This window comes from Paenibacillus sp. RC67 (assembly GCF_030020805.1).
Taxonomy (GTDB): Bacteria; Bacillota; Bacilli; order Paenibacillales; family NBRC-103111; genus Paenibacillus_S.
Genome location: NZ_CP125098.1, coordinates 7,813,822 through 7,832,739, shown reverse-complemented (window position 1 = coordinate 7,832,739; position 18,918 = coordinate 7,813,822). Strand labels below are relative to the sequence as shown.

Genomic DNA, 18,918 nt, shown 5'->3' with positions numbered 1-18,918 from the left:
GGATTCGAACTTGTACATTGAACCAAAACTCGTCAAGGATGAAAGTATAGTAGGATCTGTTGAAGACGCATTCATTCACATGGAAAATGAATCTTATGGAGGAATATCATGAAGAAGAGATGGGGCTTATGGATGCTGGCCATATCCTTGGTGCTGCTATCGCTGTCAGCCTGTACCAACGAACAAGCCGGACAAGGAACAACAAGGGAGAAGGAGTCCACGAACAAGGAAGAGCCTAAAGCGACTCCACCCCCTCAGCCTGTAACGTTGACTATAACGAACCATAAAAGCGTAGGTTTCACCGAGAAGGACTTTCAAACTTACTTCGTTGAGCCGGTGAAGAAGAAATATCCTCATATCACATTGGAATACATAAAGCCGGAGAAGGGCTCGGAGCTGGAGGATCTTATCGCTGCTGGAAAGACGCCAGATCTGGTATTTGCCAGTAACGGCTATTTTGCCCTGCTAAAATCACTGGATCTTATGCAAGATTTGAACGAATACGTCAAGAAGTACAAGGTCGACCTATCGATTTATGATCAATCTATTATGGATAAGATTCGATCCGTGGGAGAGAAAGGAGAACTGTATTCGATTCCTTTTTCATTAAATTATGGGATGCTGCTCTATAACAAAGATATTTTCGATAAATTCGGGATCCCTTACCCTAAAGATCTGATGAGCTTTGAAGAGATTCTGCCTTTGGCTCGAAAAATAAACCGTACCGAAGAGGGAATCCAATATATCGGCTTCGAGCCCAATTATTCAGACACGATTGTCGGTCAGCTAGGTGTGCTCGCCATTGGCAGCAACGACACTCCGAATTTCGAATCTCCCGAGTATAAAAGAGTGTTCAGCTTCTTGAAGCAGGTGTACGATATTCCTGGTCAAATAGGACCGGACGGCAAATTCAACTGGGGAAGGAACGGCTTGATCAAGGACAGGAATGTGGCGATGTTTATGGAATGGACCAATGACGCAGCAGCCCCGCTGGAGGAAGCTGCCAAAGCCGGGTTCACCAATTGGGATATTGCTGGGCTGCCTAACTTTCAAGATCATCTCGGCCAAGGACGGACCGTTGATTCCCATATGACCTTCATTTCCAAAACTAGCAAGCATAAAGAGGAAGCCTTCCAGGTGCTGCTTGAATCGGTTTCTAAAGAAACGCAGATGCTGGTCAGCGCTAACGCACGAATAAGCTCGATACCCGACAAAGCAATTCAAGCTAACTACGCGAAAAATATGCCCAGCTACAATGGGAAAAAAGTGCAAAATATCTTTTTAACGAAAATGACCCCTTCTCCCAAATCATCGACCTTTGGCTCAAAGGCATCAAGCATTGTCCGGGATGAACAAAAAAATATGGCTTTGGGGAATAAAGATGTGAATACCGCGTTAAAGGATGCACAGGAAAGAGCAATTAAGAACGTTGAAGAAGAGAAAATGAAGTGAATACGAAGCTCTATATGGAGGGAACAACGATGACCCAACGACCGTTTCCGATGATTGCTGCGCATACCGGTTGTGATAATACGCCTTCTAACACGCTGGAGTCTTTTAGGGAAGGCATTCGGCTGGGAGCGGATATTGTGGAGGTGGATATACGAATGACCCGGGATGGCACCTTGATCTTACTTCATGATGATTCCCCTTTTCTTCATGAGTATGCTTTTGAGCAGTTGAATCAGCCCGGTATTCGATCGCAAATCAGTTCTTTGTACGAGTCGGAAGAGATCGTCAAGCTGACCGATGTTCTCGACATAGCTCAGCAGTATAACGTGAAGCTGAACCTGGACATTAAAACCTCTGAAGCGATTGAACCGGTCGTTGCACTGGTAAAGCAGTTGGATTGCGTGGACCTGGCTTTTATTACGGGCTGCAGCGAGAACATAACCCGCAATCATCCAGAGATGAAGGTTGTTCTCAATACGCCAACGAAGCTGACGGAGGAAGAACAAACGAATTATGGCTTATATGTGGAGAAAGTATGCAGGGAAGGGGAAGCAGGACTTTACTACGGACTTAATATGCACCAAGCAACGTGCCGACCGGAGGTGGTGGAGGCTGCTCACGAGCGAGGCCTTGCCATATGGGTTTACACCGTGAACGATCCGGATAGGATGCAGAGCTTGATTAAGTCAGGGGTGAACGCCATTACGACGAAGGAAGTTGCTGTATTAACCGGATTGAAAAAGAATTTTTCTACAATCTGAGAGCCAGAGGGCTCTCTTTTTTGTGCAACAAAAGAGAAAAATCCAACCCGAAAAATGAAAAGTCCATTCCAGTGTTGTGTAATTCATGTAAAATGAATCTCAGTGATAATGATTATCAATTTCGCTAAGTTGGATTTATATAGAAGAAACTCAAAACAGGAGGGTAACATTTATGGAATTAGCTCAATTGATTCGAGACCGGCGTTCTGTTCATCAGTTTGAAGATCGTCCTGTCTCACTTGATTTAGTGAAGGAGCTGCTCGATACAGCGGTGTGGGTTCCCAATCACAAAATGACGCAGCCATGGCGCTTCGTTATAGTACAAGGCGAGGGTCGTGAAAGACTTGCTAATATCGCTCGCGCTGGTGCTGAGAAGAGAGAGAAGGATCCTGAGAAAAGCCAGGAGTTCGGACAAAAATTTTATAACCGCTTCATCTCGGTACCGATGTTTGTAGCAGTGGTGATGACGGAGAACACGCATCCGGTCGTATGGGAAGAGGATTACGCATCAACCAGTTGTATCATTCATAATTTCAGCTTGCTCGCGTGGGAGCAGGGTCTAGGACTGGTATGGGAAACCTATCCGCTGCTTCATTCACCTGAGTTCCGGGAAGCGCTTGGCGTTAAACCAGGCGAGAAGCTTATCGGAAGCCTTCATCTTGGATACCCGGCTAAAGTGCCGACTGCCCAATCGAGAATACCGGCAGCAGAGCTTCTAACCGTAATCGACCGGGCATAGGTGAGACATTCGTATGAAACTTAGATATTTGGTCATTCTGCTTATTGTTTTATCTATAGCTTCTATCTTTATAGGCGTTAAGGACATAAAGCCATGGGATATTTTCAAGCTGAATGATGATCAGCTCCATGTGCTGTTCATCAGCCGGTTCCCTCGCTTGATCAGCATTATTATCGCAGGTGTCAGCATGGGCGTGGTAGGTCTGATTATGCAGCAGCTTAGCCGAAATAAGTTTGTTTCACCGACTACAGGCGGAACGGATGATTCCGCGAGGCTCGGGATTCTCGTTTCTCTGCTGCTGTTCACCTCAGCCACTCCGATGCAGAAGATGCTAGTAGCATTTGTATTTGCCCTGCTTGGAACATTCGTCTTTATGAAAATACTAGATAAGGTGAAATACAAAGATGCCATTTTTATCCCGTTGGTCGGTTTGATGTTCGGGAATATTATTACGTCCTTTTCTACCTTTTTTGCGTACAAGTATGATCTTATCCAAAACATTTCTTCTTGGCTGCAAGGAAATTTCGCTTTGACGATGAAGGGCCGCTATGAGCTGCTGTACATAAGCATTCCGGTTGTTATTATCGCTTATTTGTATGCCAACAAATTTACGATTGCAGGGATGGGGGAAGAATTCTCCATCAATTTGGGGCTGAATTATAAACGGGTAGTCAATCTGGGGTTGGTTATCGTTGCTCTCGTATCCTCCGTCGTAATGCTTACGGTTGGGACCATCCCTTTCTTGGGATTGATCATTCCCAATATCGTGACGCTGTATCACGGCGATAATCTGAAGAAAAATCTTCCGCATACCGCCATACTAGGGGCCGTTTTCGTCATGTTTTGCGATATTTTGGGGCGGGTTATCATTTATCCGTTCGAAATTCCAATTGGCTTGATGGTCGGAGTATTGGGAAGCGCAATTTTTCTTTATTTACTGTTGAGGAGAAAGGCATATGACTTATAGGGCAAAGCTCGGTTCTTCATCCATATTCGCAATACTACTGATTGCTATTTTTTTATTCATCGATGTCGGTGATAACTGGGGGTACGTGCTGCCAAGAAGAGGCTGGAAAATCGCAGCTATGGTGCTTACCGGAGGATGTATAGCTTTTTCAACCGTTATTTTCCAGACCATCACGAACAACCGGATCTTAACGCCCAACATTATCGGCTTGGATTCGATGTATATGCTTTCCCAAACCGCTGTAGTGTACGTATTCGGCTCTACAACGAAGCTGCTTGTCGATAATAATGTGAACTTTGCCATGACATTGGTTGTGATGATGCTTTTTGCAGGTTTGCTGTACAAGATGATGTTCAAGAGGGAAGGGAGTCACCTTTACTTCCTGCTGCTCATTGGAATCATTCTGGGCACTCTGCTCGGCAGTCTGACCACCTTCATGCAGGTACTGATCGATCCTAACGAATTCCTCGTGCTGCAGGGCAAAATGTTCGCGAGCTACAACAAGGTGCAGGGAAAATTAACGGTTATATGCAGTGTGGTCATCGTCTTAGCTGCAGTCTACTATTCCCGATTAGCGAAGTACATGGATGTACTCTCTCTTGGTAAGGATCAGGCAATTAGCTTGGGCGTTGATTATCACTACGTCGTCAAAAGGCTGCTGATCGTCATTGCCGTTCTCATTTCGGTAGCGACTGCGCTCGTAGGTCCTATTACTTTTCTTGGGCTGCTTGTCGCAAACGTAACGTATCAGTTTATGAAGACGTACCGTCATGCGTTGTTGATCCCGGCTTCTATCCTTATCAGCATAGTGGCATTAGTCGGCGGACAGCTCATTGTGGAGAGAGTGTTTACATTCAACACGACGTTAAGCGTCATTATTAATCTTGTCGGTGGCGTGTACTTTCTATATCTTCTGCTGAGGGAGAGCAAATCCAAATGATTGAAGTAAGGCAAGTTTCCAAGCGATACGGCGACAAGTTCGTCGTAGAGAACGTATCGGTCCAAATCAGTAAGGGTAAAATCACATCATTCATTGGACCTAACGGAGCAGGTAAGAGCACGCTTTTATCCATGATCAGCCGACTTACTGCCAAGGATGCAGGGGAGATACTGATCGATGGCAAGGACATTGGACAATGTAAAAGTGCCGATCTCGCCAAGCAGATCTCGATTCTGAAGCAGTCGAATCAGATTAACGTCAGGCTAACGGTTCGGGAGCTTGTTTCCTTTGGGCGGTTTCCCTATTCCCAAGGCAAGCTGACCAAGGAAGATTGGAAGTATGTCGATGAGGCCATAGCTTATATGGAGCTTGAGGACATGCAGCACAAATATTTGGATCAGCTAAGCGGCGGGCAGAATCAGAGAGCCTATATCGCCATGGTCATTGCTCAAAACACCGAATATGTGCTGCTCGATGAGCCCTTGAACAATCTCGACATGAGGCATTCCGTTCAAATTATGAAGGTGCTGCGCCGGTTGGTTGACGAGTTAGGCAAGACGGTCATCATCGTTATTCATGACATTAACTTCGCTTCCTGTTATTCCGATTACATCGTAGCGCTCAAGGATGGCAAGGTCATCAGGGAAGGCGCGACCGATCAAATTATTGAACCGTCGGTTCTGAAGGCGGTCTACGATATGGACATCGAGATTGAGACGATTCGTGGCAACAAGATTTGCGTTTATTTTCGCTAAACGAAATTATTTGGCGGCGGGTTACCCGACTGCCGGTTAAAAATAATTTGTTTCTATTAAATTAAAGAGGTGGTTCATATGAAGAAAAGTTTACCTATGTTATTTATCGTCATTTGCTTGGCTGTATTCATGGCAGCCTGCGGTACCAGCGGTTCGAATTCCTCCAACGGAGCGGCTCCTGCGTCGGGCGGAACTCCGGAAGCATCGCCAGCGGCGAGTCCAGCGGGCTCCGAAGAATTGACTTTCAAGCATCAATTGGGTGAAACCAAAGTAAAGAAAAATCCGAAGAAAGTTATCGTATTTGACTTTGGTGCTCTTGATACTTTAGATAAGTTAGGTATTGAAGTGACAGGTGTTGCTCAAAAGAGCTTACCGGCTTACTTGGCTAAATACAAAGACAGCAAATACCAAAACATCGGAACGCTGCAAGAGCCGGACTATGAGAAAATCAGCTCCATCAAGCCGGATCTGATCCTGATCTCCGGAAGACAGCAAACGGCTTATCCTGAGCTTAGCAAGCTGGCTCCTACCTTGTATGTTGGTGTAGACAACACGAAATTCTTGGAATCGTTCAAAACGAACATGAAAATGTTCGGCCAAATCTTTGGCAAAGAGTCTGCCGTAGATGCAGAGGTTGCAAAAATTGAACAAACGATTAAAGATGTAAAAACGCAAGTAGCAGCAAGCAACAAGAACGCTTTGATTATTTTGGCTAACGATGGCACGATCAGTGCTTACGGACCAGGCTCCCGTTTTGGTCTGATCCATGACGTTCTTGGCATTCCAGCTGTTGAGAAGAACCTAGAGGTTTCCACTCACGGTCAAAGCATTTCCTTTGAATTCATCGCAGAGAAAAATCCAGAGTACTTGTTCGTCGTAGACCGTGGCGCAGCTGTAGACGGTGCGGCAAAAACGGGTGCAAAAGCATTGGTAGAAAACGAGCTTGTGAAGAAAACGAATGCTTTCAAAAACAACCATATCGTATACTTGGATCAAAACTACTGGTATCTGTCCGGCGGCGGCTTGGAGTCGGTTGCTGCGATGGTAAATGAAGTAGCAAAAGGATATAAATAAGATCACAGCGTTATTTCATATGCTGTTAAGCGGCCTGTCCCTTTTGGGGCAGGCTTTTCGCATTTTACAATAGGGGGATTTTTTGACTAAGAATGCAGAAAAAAGCGAATTCTGACTATATCGTATCCAAGATGGACCGTAAGAAGAAATAGTCAGAGGAGGGGATACAATGAATAAGGTAGAAAAAATCAGCCAATTTGTAGGCGGAACGTTTTCCATTTGGGTTATTTTGTTCGCCTGTTTAGGTTTTTTTGTTCCGCAAGCCTTTACAGGAATGAAGGGGGACATTTCTCTGCTGCTCGGCATCGTCATGTTCGGAATGGGACTGACGCTGTCTTCCGCGGATTTCCGCGAAGTATTCCGCCGACCGGGTGAGGTCGCAATCGGAGTTGTGGGACACTACTTGATTATGCCCTTACTGGCTTTCGTCCTTGCCTACGTATTACAGCTTCCTCCCGATATTGCTGTAGGCGTAATCCTTGTAGGGTGCTGTCCGAGCGGAACGGCTTCCAATGTGATGACGTTTTTGGCCAAAGGCGATGTAGCCCTTGGTGTATCGATCGCGTCTGTATCTACCCTTATAGCTCCCTTAGCTACACCAGCAATCATTTCGCTATTGGCGAACAAATGGATGGATATTAATGCCAAGTCGCTATTTGTTGACATTATTCAGGTCGTTATCGTACCTATTGTGCTGGGGCTTATTGTTAAGGCTCTGTTTCGAAGAGCGGCGGAGGCCAGTGTCAAAGCGCTTCCCCTAGTCTCTACTATCGCGATCGTACTTATTGTGGCGATTGTTGTAGCCGTCAATAAAGGCAAAATATTAGAAACCGGGCCGATTATTTTTGTAGTGGTCATCCTTCATAATTTACTTGGATTTGGACTGGGCTACGGATTCGCTCGGCTATTCGGGATGAATCTTGCCAAGCGCAAAGCGGTAACCTTGGAGACGGGAATGCAAAATTCCGGATTAGGCGCTGCTCTGGCCGCCGCGCATTTCAATCCAATCGCTGCTGTACCGAGCGCGATTTTCAGCGTCTGGCATAATATTTCGGGATCAGTCCTGGCTACCTGGTTTTCCAAAAAGGAATGATCTGCTGCGATTATTACTGAATTAATCCATATCTCATGGTAATTAATATAACATTAAATAATCAAAATGCGATGAATTTGCGTAATATATATTGACATATAGATTACATTAAATTAAAGTTAATCAAAATTACTGCATTGAGGATGATATTTTCTGACGGAGAGGAGTGGTTGGAGATGGCAATGAGAGGGGATGAGGTGCTGCTGCGACAGCTGCCGAAGGTGGATCTTCATGTGCATTTGGACGGAAGTGTGAGGCCGCAGACTATTGCAGATTTGGCTAAGGATCAAGGGGTAGAGCTTCCGATAAGCGAAGGCGAGGATCTGCTCCCTTATATTCAAGTGAGTGAGGAATGCGGGAGTTTGACGGATTATTTAAGCAAGTTTGACTTTGTGGTTCCGTTTCTTCAAACGGAGGTGGCTTTGGAGAGGGTTGCGTATGAAATCGTACAGAACTCGGCGGAGCATAATTGTCGGTATGTCGAAGTGAGGTTTGCTCCGCAGCTTCATCGCAGGAAGGGCCTTTCGGTAGAAGAAGCCATTCGCTCTGTAGTCGAAGGTCTGCGTCGTGGAGAGGAGGACTATGGGGTTAAGGCCAAGGTGATTGCTATTTGTATGAGAAACCATTCCTGTGAAGAAAATTTGGAAGTAGTCGAGGCAGCGGGGAAGTTTATTGGTAGAGGCATTGCGGCTATAGATTTGGCTGGAGATGAGGCTGCGTATCCGCCGCAATTGTTCCGTGAAGTGTTTGCTGCCTCGCGGGCAAAAGGGATTCCTGTGACGATCCACGCAGGGGAAGCTGGGGGTGCCGATAACGTATACGAAGCTGTAACTCATCTTGGTGCTGTACGTATTGGTCATGGGGTTAGGCTTAAAGAGAACCCAGCCATACTGGATATGATAAGAAAACGTCAGGTTCCCTTGGAAATGTGTCCGGTGAGCAATATTCAAACCAAGGCGGTATCCGGATGGGACGCCTATCCAATTCGGGAATATTTCGATAGCGGGGTTATGGTCACGATTAATACGGATAATCCAAGTGTGTCGGGGACGAATATTACGAAGGAATACGAGATAGTTGCTGATAAGTTTGGCTTCAGCTTGGAGGAGATTGCGGTGCTGATCATGAACGGGGTCGAGGCCTCCTTCTTGGAAGGGGAAGAGAAGGTGGCTTTGAAACGGGAGTTTCGGCGGCAACTCAAAGAGCTCGGCGTCGATCTCGTTGATGAAATGATATAGACAAGAAGAGCCACCTGCGAGGGTGGCTCTTAAATGTTAAGCGTGGCTTCTTTCGGCGACTTCCTTCTGCTCTTTTAGTGGTGCGACTTTGGAATCTTCGCCACCTTCCTTGTGCTCCGAAACAAGCTCGCGTGCGGAAGATTTAAACTCGTGAAGTGTGCGGCCTACCGCTCTGCCAAGCTCCGGCAGCTTGGAAGGACCGAATAAGATTAAGATAACCACCAAAATCATCATGAGACCTGGAAAGCCGATATTTTGAAGCATACACGCTCAACTCCTTAAATGTTATAGGTTTTGTATTGAAATATGATTTTTGACTGCTTAGTTTTGATTATGTTTGTTTGGGTATACAGCCACGGCTTCGACCTCGATCAGCCAATCTTCGCTGACCAGTCCGGCTACACCAACGGTGGAACGGGCGGTCTTGACCGGGTTGGACTCGGTGTTGAAATACTCTGCATACGCCTCGTTCCAGCCTTTGAAGTCGAATTTGTTGTCTTTGCTCGGATCGGCTGTAAGATAGGCGCGCAGATAGATAACATCGTTCATTGTTAATCCTTTTTCTTTCAATTGGTTCTCGATGTTCTTGAGAACGCCCTTCGCTTGAGTCTTGGTGTCTCCGTAACGCTCATATACGGTAGCGCCGTCCTTGTTCAATACAGGCGGTGTTGTTCCACTGGTGTACAAATAGGAGGAGCCTGCAGGGACCGACACGCCGCCAGATATGGTTGAGGAAGGATTTCCGTAAAACTCTACTTCATGAACTGGTTCTGCCGGGTATTTATTTGATGCTTGCGATTCGTCTGCATAAGCACTTACTCCGATGACTGAGGATAGTACGCCTACAGCGAGAATGGTTTTTAATTTTTTATGCATATCATTCGACCGTCCCTTCATCTATTCTTTCATGACGCGTTCATGAATCTCGGTGACGACTTTTCGTGCGGATTCGATCCCGCCGGCCATCCAAGCGGGGATGTAGCTGATATGCTCGCCTGCCAAATAAATTCTGCCGTCTGGCTTACACAAGGTGGGGTAGATTGTTTTGCGCTCATCCGCAGAATAGCTGCCCCATCCGCCTAGATTGTACTTGATGTTTTTCCAGTGAACGGAGAATGAAGCTTCGAATTCCTTGTGGAACTGCGGGTGGATTTTGGCTCCTTGGCTTAATACATAGCTTTCGCGCTCGGCGAGAGACAATTTGCCAAGCTTGTCGGCGTTGGCGCCTGTTACGTAGTAGCCGAGTAGAACCCCTTTTTTGCCAAAATAGTTGGTTGGCGGGTAATACATCTGTGTGATATCCATGTTAGTTAAGGAGCTGCCGCCGTAGATTTGTTCGTCTTCCTCCCAGAAGCGGCGTTTGAATTGAAGTCCGATTTTGCCTGCGGATGCATAGTTGACTTTCGAGATCGCATCGGACATTTCCGGGGAGAAATCCGCCGGGATGCTTTTGAGTACAGATAAAGGAATGGTGCAAATGCAGTAATCACTGGTGATGGTTTTGGTGGCGCCTGTCTCCAGGTTGGTATAGACGATGCGAACGCCGCTTGCGTCCTGGCGAATTTCCTTAACCTCCGAATGGAATTCGATGCGGTCACTTACACGTTTCTCGAAAGCCTTGGCGATTTGATCCATCCCGCCTACCGGGTGAAACATCATCATTTGTTGGTCATAGGAGTATTCATTGCTGAAAAAGTTGCCGAAGCCGGAGCTGATAATCGATTTCATGTCGAAGGGGTCTTTGCGTACGCCGGCATCCAGCTTACCGCCTGGCTCTTCGGTATAGCCGCCGCGCTCGGAGCCTTTGTAGAACAGGTCGGCGTTCAAATCGCCCTCACGCTTCAAATAATCTACCAGCTTGGCTTTCTCCTCTGGACTAAGTGGTAGATCTAGTGCATTCTGGTTGACGGCTTTGGCCAGCATCTCGGATACATATCCCTTCACATCCGCCTTTGCTTCCCGTTTCCTCACTTTACGCCCTGACAATTCGCCTACATTCTCGTTGTAATAGTAGCCGTGCTCGTTAACGTTGTTGAAAGGTTCGATGGCTACGCCGAATTTACGGCAATATTCCATGGTTACGTGGAATTGTGGGATCCGCATGGGTCCTGCGTTTAGGTACATGGCTTCACCTGTGTCAAATCGTGCCACTTGCTTGACGCCGCCGATTTCTGTAACGGTCGTTCCTCTTCTTACGGACCAGATCCGTCCTCCTGCTCGGGCTCTCGCCTCCAATATTGTACAATCGTATCCGGCCTGCCCGAGCTCGTAGGCTGCAGTCATGCCTGCAATACCTCCTCCGAGAATGACGATCTTTTTGCCGTTGCGATGAGTGGAAGACAGGTCGTCTTGATTCGGAGGGGTGAATTCGGCTGCTTTTAATGTCTCGGGTGAGAGCAATCCCAGTGTGCCCATAATGCTGAACACGGCTGCAGACCCACCGATTTTGCCGACTGTCGTTAAAAACTGTCTTCGGGTTATTTCTTTAGTTGGTTCCTTTGTCTCCATTCTCCTCGACTCCTTTGTGTTAAAGTGGATCAACCTCACAACGAGATCGTACCAAAAAAAATTTTATTTGACTCAAAATTTGTTAGGTTTTCTAACATTGTTTTTTTGTTTTTCAAAAACCGTTGCTTTTTTTGAATTGTTTTTGTTAGAATCATCTCAAGAAATGGGGAAAATGGTTCATTTATCTTTTCATCAGCCTTGTACATGACATTTAATTAACATAGGAGGTAATTAAGATGGAAGAAAAAGTAATGAACATCGGGATTGTCAAAGAGTTGACGGGCTTATCGGAGAGGCAAATTCGGTACTATGAGGAGCGTAAGCTCATCTTTCCTGCCAGGACGAAGGGAGGGGCGAGGCGGTATTCATTTGAAGATGTAAAGAGGCTTCGAGAAATCAATGAAAAGCTGAAGGATGGCTTTCACACATTTGAGCTAAAGGCGATGCGACCTTTTAAAAGTGTATAGACAGGTAGGGGACCTGAAGGTTTACTGGTGCTTCGAAAGGACGGATCGATAATATAACTAGAAAGGTTGGTGGCTAAGCCTATGCAGGAGGATAGAACGATGACGCTGATGGATCATATCGCCGAGCTGCGCAAACGTATTTTGCTGGTGCTGCTTATGGTCGTTGTGACAATGGCAGCGGGACTGTTTATTGCGCCGCGAATTTTGGTATATTTAAAGAGTGTGCCGCCTGCCTCGGGAATTGCTTGGAACGTTTTTTCGCCATGGGACGGAATCCGCATCTATATGAGTATTGCATTAGCCTTCTCTCTGGCGGTTACGCTGCCCTTCGCGCTCTATCAGGTATGGAAGTTCGTTAACGTAGGGCTTAGAACCAATGAGCAGGACGCGGCGTTGAAATATATTCCCTTTACGGTTGTTTGTTTTATTGTGGGGTTCAGTTTTGCTTACTTTGTTGTGTTTCCGATGAGCTTCACCTTTACGACAGGGATTGCCAGAAGTCTGCAATTTACCGAGACGTATGGAATTTCCCAATACTTTGGCTTTATGTTTAACATCGTGATCCCGTTGGCAGTGGCGTTCGAGCTGCCGGTTGTTGTGATGTTTTTGACCAAAATTGGAATACTGAATCCAAAACGATTGCATACGATGCGGCGGTATGCGTACTTGGTGCTGGTTATTGTAGCCAGTCTGATTTCGCCGCCTGAAATATTGTCGCATCTTATGGTGGCTGTGCCGTTAATTGGCCTTTATGAGATCAGTGTGTGGCTGTCCGGCATCGTTTACCGCAAGCAGCTGCAGCTCAGGGAATCGGGAGCGATGGAGTCGACGGCATAACCAGCTTGGCCGAAACAGTCTGGTGAAAGGGGTGAATTCATGAATGAGAAGGACTATTTGATGCTTCAGTTTGTAGCGGAGGAGCAAAGTCTGACCAAAGCGGCGGAGCGTCTATATATCACCCAGCCGGCGTTGACGTATCGCCTTCATCAGATGGAACGGGAAATGGGCGTGCCCATTATCGTTAAAAATGCTAAGGGGACGAGGTTGACTCCCGAGGGCGAATATTTGGCGGAATATGCAAGAAAGATGCTCGATGACCTGAATAAGATGAAAGAATACATTGTAAACATGCGCAACGAGGTCAAAGGCAACCTTCGTATCGGAGTGTCCAGCTACTTTGGACTGTATAAGCTACCTCCTATATTAAAGAGGTTCCGGGATATGTACCCGGAGGTCCAACTCATCGTCACCTGTGGATTAAGTACCGAGATTTTGGAGCTGCTTGGGCAAGAAGAAGTTCATGTGGGTATTATTCGCGGGGACTATCCTTGGTTTGAAGGGAAGCAGCTGCTGCATGACGAGCATATTTGTCTCGTATCTCAAGAGGAGCTTCAATGGGAAGACTTGCCGCGTCTTCCCCAGATCTGCTATAAACAGCCGAAAATTCAGACGAGCAGCTACTCGCCGCTGCCGTTCAGTGAAACGATCAACGCCTGGTGGCGCGAACGGTTCCATGTCCCTCCGCTAGTTACGATGCAGGTGGACAGCTACGAAACCTGCAAGGAGATGGTCAAAAACGGACTGGGTTATTCCATTATCCCGGGGATTTTCGTTACGGATGAGGATCGACTTCATAAGGTGGAGCTGTATCGCAAAAACGGGGAGCCGATGAAACGCAATACTTGGATGGTCTATAAGCAGTCTGTCCTGCAGATGGCCACGGTTGATCGATTCGTATCTTTTATGAAAGAACTGCATCCACAATAAAGCGTGGCGCTCTTACAAGAGTGCTGCGCTTTTTTTCTTTATACCCGATGGCTTCGCTGTATATCTCGATGCATATTTATGCTGCAACTAGTTATCTTTAATGTCTCACTCAGAGTATTGCCGATCCTCAATACGAAAGGGCTAGGAGTTGGGATGATGTGCAGAAAATCCAATTCGGACGCGGGTTATTGGTTTATGGTATAAAAAAATTTTAAGTGAACCGCAAAAAACTATTCATTTTACATATTGGGTTAGCCGCTTTACAATAATTCAAATAAGTTGCATAAATATTCGGTCGCCCAGGTGGCTGAGTTGTCATAAAACAACATCATGAGATAGGGCGGGTGGGAGTGACAATGAACAACAATAATTCAAATAAAGAGAAGGCTAGGCTTCAACAAGCAGTAGATTCGCGGGATGAACAACTCCGTAGCTTGGCGGCGCTTATACATGCTAATCCAGAGCTGAGCTTCCATGAGCATCAGGCTCAACAGTGGTTAAGCGAACCGCTTGAAAAAGCAGGATTCAAGGTGGAGAGAGGCATCGCGGGTCTGGAGACGTCGTTTCGCGCGACATGGGAAGGTGCCACGGGCGGACCTACTATAGCCTTGCTTGCGGAATACGATGCACTTCCAGTGATCGGACACGCTTGTGGTCATAATCTGATTGGTACGGCTGCAGTTGGAGCGGCGCTTGCTTTGAAGGATGCTTACCCTGAGCTGCCTGGGAAAATCATCGTGCTCGGGACACCGGCGGAAGAAGAAGGCGGCGGTAAAATCATCATGTGCAATGAAGGGGTATTTGATGATATCGATGCGGTCATGATGGTTCACCCGCAGAGCAAGACGATGGTGCTGCGCGGAGCTCTTGCTTGCGTTGATGCGACATTCACCTTCCACGGCAGACAAGCGCATGCTGCTTCTGCTCCGGAGAGAGGCATCAGTGCTTTGGATGCCATGATCAATGCTTATGTCGCGATTAATTCGATCCGTCAGTTTGTGAAGGAGGATGTCCGCATTCACGGGATCATTACGAAGGGCGGCGATGCACCGAATGTCGTGCCGGAACTGTGCGAGGCGGTGTTTATCCTTAGAGCGGCCACGGTTGTGGAGCTGGAGACGGTGAGAGAGAAAGTGTACAAGGCGGTGCGTCACGCAGCCGAGGGGGTTGGAGCGACGGTTGATATTGCTGAGGGTCTGATCTATGCCGAAAGGAACAATAATAAAGCAATGGCGGCATTATTCCAAGGCAATCTGGAGCAGATGGGCATCGAAGTGTGTGATCCGCCGAAGAAAGGTGGCATCGGTTCCTCTGATATCGGCAATGTAGGCCAAGTAACGGCCACCATTCATCCGTATATCCGCATTGGAGATGCAACGACGCATACGCCGGAATTTTGCCAGCTTGCCGGCACGGAGGCGGGCATGATCGAGATGAATCAAGCGGCCAAGGCGATGGCAATGACAGCCTACGACTTATGTATGGATAAAGAAGCGATGCTGGCCGTTCGCAATGAGTTCGAGCAGTGGAAACAACAAAGCAGTGGGGGACAAGTTCATGGATAACGCATTGGCAGGTAAGCGCAAATGGCTGAAAATGCCGCACACCTATGTTATTTTGGTCATTCTGGTCTTCGTGGCCGCGGTTTTGACTTATGCTATTCCTGCGGGAAAGTTTGAACGTGTAAAGGATAAGGTAACTGGGAAATCCCTGTTGGTTACCGGTTCCTACCATCATGTAGATGCAAGTCCGGTAAGTCTTATTGAGATTCCCAAATCTATCGTTCATGGACTCATAGATTCCGCTGATGTTGTATTTTTCATCTTCATTATCGGCGGAGCATTCCAGATTATTTCTTCGACAGGAACTATTGAAGCCATCACAGGCAGGGTGGCTCGAACGTTCGCAAACAAAGGCCTCTGGGTCATACCTGTATTTTTATCCCTTTTCTCAGTAGGTGGCTTTACGATGGGGATGTCTACAGAGGTGATGGTATTCGTACCGATCGGCATCGCGATCGCCAGGGCGCTTGGATACGATGCGCTGACGGGTACGGCGATGATCTCTCTGGGAGCTTCCTGCGGCTTCACGGCAGGTATCCTCAATCCGTTCAACGTCGGCTTGGCGCAGGCTATTGCTCAAATTCCTATGTTCTCGGGAATGTGGCTCCGAATCATTTTGCTTATTTGTCTCATTGCTATCACGAGCTTTTATATTATGCGTTATGCGAGGAAAGTAAAAAAGGACCCTACGAAGGGACTTGTTTACGACCTGGAAAAAGAGGCGGATGGTACTGCAACCAAGCTTGATTTCTCCCATTTGCCGACTATGCAGTTGAAGCATTACCTTACAATCGTTACTGTAGTCGCTGGCTTTGCGCTCTTGATCTGGGGCGTCTCCAAAAAAGGCTGGTGGATGGAAGAGCTGGCTGCCTTGTTCTTGACTATGGGTGTGCTGTCCGGGTTGTTCTCGGGCTATGGACCGAGCCGCATTTCCAAGGAATTCGTCAAGGGAGCTAGTGCGATTACGTACGGTGCGTTCATCATTGGTTTGGCTAGAGGGATCATGGTCGTGTTAGACCACGGGAATGTCATCGACACGATCGTGAACAGTCTGTCCATTTTAGTGGGTGAGCTTCCTAGCTCGGTTCAAGTATTGGGTATGTATGTATTCCAGAACGTTATGAACGTCTTTATAACATCGGGGACAGGGATGGCTGTAACAACCATGCCAATCATGGTTCCGTTGTCCGACTTGCTTGGGGTGACGAGACAAACGTCCGTGCTTGCCTTCCAGCTTGGGGACGGGTTTACGAATATGATCCTGCCTACCTCTTCTGCGTTGATGGGGAGCCTGGCGGTATCTGGAATTGCGTATCAAAAATGGGTTCGGTTCTTCTGGCCTCTTATGGTCACTTGGCTTGTCGTTGGTGCGATCTTCGTTGTCGTTGCCAATATGATTCATTACTCGTAATAACAAAAGGTTGTTCCTTGGGTCCTTTTCAGACCTTTGGAACAACCTTTTTTTGTTTTTAGGACCAAAAAATTTATTTTGCAAAAATATGATTTCCGATTTGAACAGTTTGCGGTCTAGTCCAAATCCACGAGCTTGTCGCTGTTTTCGGGTTGAAGTAATACAAAGAGCCGCTAGTAGGATCCCAGCCGCGTACGGCGTCTTGGGCGGCCATATAAGCTGTGCTGTCAGGCTTTAGATTGTACTGTCCATCCGCTACTGCGGTGAAGGCGCCTTTTTGGAATACGACGTCCTCGATAGTATCTCCATACTTGCCGGACTGAATACGGTTCATAACAACCGCTCCGACCGCTACTTGACCTTCGTACGATTCACCGCGGGCTTCGCTGTAAATGACTTTAGCCAAAATATCGAGCTCTGCACGATTCAAAGAATGCTTCTTCAATGCGGACCATGTCAGATCGCCTGTAATGCCGTCTGGATTCAAGCCAAAGTTACTTTGAAATCCTTTAACCGCTTGTGCAGTGTTGTAACCATATAGGCCATCCAAAGGCAATTGGTAGAAGCCGGCCAGCTTCAACCGGAACTGCAAATCCCAAACGTCTCCGTTGGAGTTTCCTTGCTTTAGTAACGGGGCTGCTTGAGCAGCATATGGGTTAATTCCTACTATATTCATCAACAATACAAACCCGAATAGGAAGGTGAATATTTTCCAATTTCTCAGTTTCATACCGCATCTCCCCTTTCGGATACTGATTATAGGGGGAGTGGGAGTATGGATTCAACCAGTATTTATTGGAATTTACTAAAAAATGCTTGAAGGACGCGGGTTTATCCCACTTATTTAGTGGGTATTCAGACTGCTTACTGATGTGAAAAAGGCCGTTTCAACGTTTTGCAGCTGCTAATGGTTCCATCCAGAAAAAGGAATATTTAAGACTCCAGCCTATCGCAATAGACCTGCATAGCTTCCCGCAAAAAGACAGCAAGTCCAGCCTTATGCTTATCGATGTTCGCGGTGAAACGTTCATCCTCTACGTATAGATTCCCCAAACCGCGGAAAATTTCCGGCGTGCAATCATAGAAGTGGTTGGTAATCCACGCTCTGAGCTCGGCTACACTTTCCTGTACTTGTGGATCCTCCGGTCCTTTATCCATAGCGGCTGCGATTTTGGTGTAGATACTTGCGGATTGCTCCATAATAGTAGTCCAATCTTGGGGAGAGTAGCCGCTCGTTCTCTGCTCAACTTGATTCATAGCAGCATCTCCGTATTTTTGCCGCGCTTCCTTGGCGTATTTGCGTTTGTGTTCCTCGATAGGTGTCATATCAAAGGGTTCGAATTGTTCATGCGGGCTCATCTGTTGTTCTCCTTCCATGGCTTGAATGGTTTTATTAACCGTGTCGATGATGCTGTCTAACCGCTGTCTTTTCTCGATAAGCAGTTCTTGGTGTGCCTTAAGAGCGTGCTTCCGGTCGAAATCGGGGTGGTCTAATATGTCTTTAATATCTTTCAGTGGAAAGCCGATCTCTCGAAAAAACAAAATCTGCTGCAGCCGTTCCAATTCTCGGTCCGAATAACTGCGGTATCCTGCTTCATTAACGGATTCAGGCACAAGCAGGCCAATCTCGTCGTAATGATGAAGAGTCCGGACGCTTATTCCTGACAAATCGGCGACCTCTTTCACCTTGTAGTTCATATCATCACCTCCAAGTACAGCATAGGGTATCACGTTGCGTTAGAGTCAATGGGTTTAGTTTTAATGGAATGACGAAGGGATGAAAAAAATTATTTTCAAGTGAAATGCCTTCCTCTCAACAGATATGTCAGCGGCTATCATTTCGTCGGTGATTTACAGGGTGTCAGTGCTGATTTCGAGCAGGCCTCTCACGCATGGGTTGAGGTGCATATACCGGGAACCGGATGGCTTGGGTTCGATCCGACCAATAACGCAGAAGTGGATTGGCGTTATATAAAACTCGGACATGGTCGTGACTATCAGGATATTGTGCCTGTAAAAGGTGTGTATCGCGGTTCTGGGAGGCAGTCGCTGGAGGTCAAGGTCGATGTGCGGCTGCTCGATGCCTCTAAGTGTGATTGTACTGTGGTCAGCTAACAATGAATATACATGTAGTATAAGCCTGAGAAAGAGGCCATTCCTTCTCAGGCTTTTTTAGCTTCGTTT

General features: G+C 46.9%; 19 protein-coding genes and 1 pseudogene. 15 read left to right on the top strand and 5 right to left on the bottom strand.

The window, feature by feature from the left end; all coding sequences use genetic code 11:
- Window positions 1-108 precede the first annotated feature (108 nt).
- The 9 genes from QMA13_RS35665 (at window position 109) to add (ending at window position 9,019) form a co-directional block, all read left to right on the top strand.
- Window positions 109-1,452 carry an ABC transporter substrate-binding protein gene (locus tag QMA13_RS35665; RefSeq protein WP_282938522.1) on the top strand — a complete coding sequence of 448 codons (1,344 nt, stop codon included), beginning with the start codon at window positions 109-111 and terminating at the stop codon, window positions 1,450-1,452.
- Window positions 1,453-1,481: 29 nt separating this feature from the next.
- On the top strand, window positions 1,482-2,213 hold the full coding sequence (locus tag QMA13_RS35660; protein ID WP_282938521.1) for a glycerophosphodiester phosphodiesterase: 732 nt from the start codon (window positions 1,482-1,484) through the stop codon (window positions 2,211-2,213).
- A 172-nt stretch (window positions 2,214-2,385) separates the two neighbouring features.
- A complete protein-coding gene (locus QMA13_RS35655; RefSeq protein ID WP_282938520.1) occupies window positions 2,386-2,952 on the top strand; it encodes a nitroreductase family protein in 567 nt (188 codons plus the stop codon).
- 13 nt (window positions 2,953-2,965) lie between these two features.
- Window positions 2,966-3,919 (top strand): ABC transporter permease, encoded by a 954-nt coding sequence (locus QMA13_RS35650; RefSeq protein ID WP_282938519.1) that lies wholly within the window; start codon window positions 2,966-2,968, stop codon window positions 3,917-3,919.
- A complete protein-coding gene (locus QMA13_RS35645; RefSeq protein WP_282938517.1) occupies window positions 3,909-4,859 on the top strand; it encodes an iron chelate uptake ABC transporter family permease subunit in 951 nt (316 codons plus the stop codon). The genes QMA13_RS35650 and QMA13_RS35645 overlap by 11 nt, the downstream gene beginning before the upstream one ends.
- Window positions 4,856-5,614, top strand: a complete 759-nt coding sequence (locus QMA13_RS35640) for an iron ABC transporter ATP-binding protein (protein ID WP_282938516.1) — start codon at window positions 4,856-4,858, stop codon at window positions 5,612-5,614. Before QMA13_RS35645 ends, QMA13_RS35640 begins: the two co-directional genes overlap by 4 nt.
- Before the next feature lie 78 nt (window positions 5,615-5,692).
- Window positions 5,693-6,688 carry a siderophore ABC transporter substrate-binding protein gene (locus QMA13_RS35635; RefSeq protein ID WP_282938514.1) on the top strand — a complete coding sequence of 332 codons (996 nt, stop codon included), beginning with the start codon at window positions 5,693-5,695 and terminating at the stop codon, window positions 6,686-6,688.
- 169 nt (window positions 6,689-6,857) lie between these two features.
- Window positions 6,858-7,781, top strand: coding sequence for a bile acid:sodium symporter family protein (locus QMA13_RS35630; protein WP_282938513.1), 924 nt, complete (start codon window positions 6,858-6,860; stop codon window positions 7,779-7,781).
- A 176-nt stretch (window positions 7,782-7,957) separates the two neighbouring features.
- Window positions 7,958-9,019 (top strand): adenosine deaminase, encoded by a 1,062-nt coding sequence (gene add, locus QMA13_RS35625; RefSeq protein ID WP_282938511.1) that lies wholly within the window; start codon window positions 7,958-7,960, stop codon window positions 9,017-9,019.
- Between the two features lie 36 nt (window positions 9,020-9,055).
- Here add and QMA13_RS35620 read toward each other — a convergent pair whose 3' ends face one another.
- The 3 genes from QMA13_RS35620 to QMA13_RS35610 are packed head-to-tail and all read right to left on the bottom strand — an operon-like array spanning window position 9,056 to window position 11,527.
- Window positions 9,056-9,283, bottom strand: a complete 228-nt coding sequence (locus QMA13_RS35620) for a twin-arginine translocase TatA/TatE family subunit (RefSeq protein ID WP_282938509.1) — start codon at window positions 9,281-9,283, stop codon at window positions 9,056-9,058.
- 57 nt (window positions 9,284-9,340) lie between these two features.
- Window positions 9,341-9,895: a RidA family protein gene (locus QMA13_RS35615; RefSeq protein WP_282938508.1), complete on the bottom strand. Its 555-nt coding sequence runs from the start codon at window positions 9,893-9,895 to the stop codon at window positions 9,341-9,343.
- Window positions 9,896-9,916: 21 nt separating this feature from the next.
- Window positions 9,917-11,527: a flavin monoamine oxidase family protein gene (locus QMA13_RS35610; RefSeq protein ID WP_282938507.1), complete on the bottom strand. Its 1,611-nt coding sequence runs from the start codon at window positions 11,525-11,527 to the stop codon at window positions 9,917-9,919.
- Window positions 11,528-11,763: 236 nt separating this feature from the next.
- Between QMA13_RS35610 and QMA13_RS35605 the strand changes: the two genes are divergently transcribed.
- The 5 genes from QMA13_RS35605 to QMA13_RS35585 all read left to right on the top strand — a co-directional run bounded on the left by QMA13_RS35605 (window position 11,764) and on the right by QMA13_RS35585 (window position 16,734).
- Window positions 11,764-11,994: a MerR family transcriptional regulator gene (locus QMA13_RS35605; RefSeq protein WP_282938505.1), complete on the top strand. Its 231-nt coding sequence runs from the start codon at window positions 11,764-11,766 to the stop codon at window positions 11,992-11,994.
- 81 nt (window positions 11,995-12,075) lie between these two features.
- Window positions 12,076-12,831, top strand: a complete 756-nt coding sequence (tatC, locus tag QMA13_RS35600) for a twin-arginine translocase subunit TatC (RefSeq protein ID WP_282938503.1) — start codon at window positions 12,076-12,078, stop codon at window positions 12,829-12,831.
- A gap of 39 nt (window positions 12,832-12,870) precedes the next feature.
- On the top strand, window positions 12,871-13,761 hold the full coding sequence (locus QMA13_RS35595) for a LysR family transcriptional regulator (protein ID WP_282938502.1): 891 nt from the start codon (window positions 12,871-12,873) through the stop codon (window positions 13,759-13,761).
- Between the two features lie 356 nt (window positions 13,762-14,117).
- A complete protein-coding gene (locus tag QMA13_RS35590; protein ID WP_282938500.1) occupies window positions 14,118-15,326 on the top strand; it encodes a M20 family metallopeptidase in 1,209 nt (402 codons plus the stop codon).
- Window positions 15,319-16,734: a YfcC family protein gene (locus tag QMA13_RS35585; protein WP_282938498.1), complete on the top strand. Its 1,416-nt coding sequence runs from the start codon at window positions 15,319-15,321 to the stop codon at window positions 16,732-16,734. The genes QMA13_RS35590 and QMA13_RS35585 overlap by 8 nt, the downstream gene beginning before the upstream one ends.
- Window positions 16,735-16,807: 73 nt before the next feature.
- Here QMA13_RS35585 and QMA13_RS35580 read toward each other — a convergent pair whose 3' ends face one another.
- A complete protein-coding gene (locus QMA13_RS35580) occupies window positions 16,808-17,464 on the bottom strand; it encodes a cell wall hydrolase (RefSeq protein ID WP_481858090.1) in 657 nt (218 codons plus the stop codon).
- Window positions 17,465-17,667: 203 nt separating this feature from the next.
- The gene (locus QMA13_RS35575) at window positions 17,668-18,432 is read right to left on the bottom strand and encodes a MerR family transcriptional regulator (RefSeq protein ID WP_282938496.1); all 765 of its coding nucleotides are present in this window, start codon (window positions 18,430-18,432) and stop codon (window positions 17,668-17,670) included.
- A gap of 120 nt (window positions 18,433-18,552) precedes the next feature.
- Here QMA13_RS35575 and QMA13_RS35570 point away from each other — a divergent pair.
- Window positions 18,553-18,849: pseudogene (locus tag QMA13_RS35570) on the top strand (transglutaminase-like domain-containing protein); the annotation flags it as partial.
- Window positions 18,850-18,918: the final 69 nt, after the last annotated feature.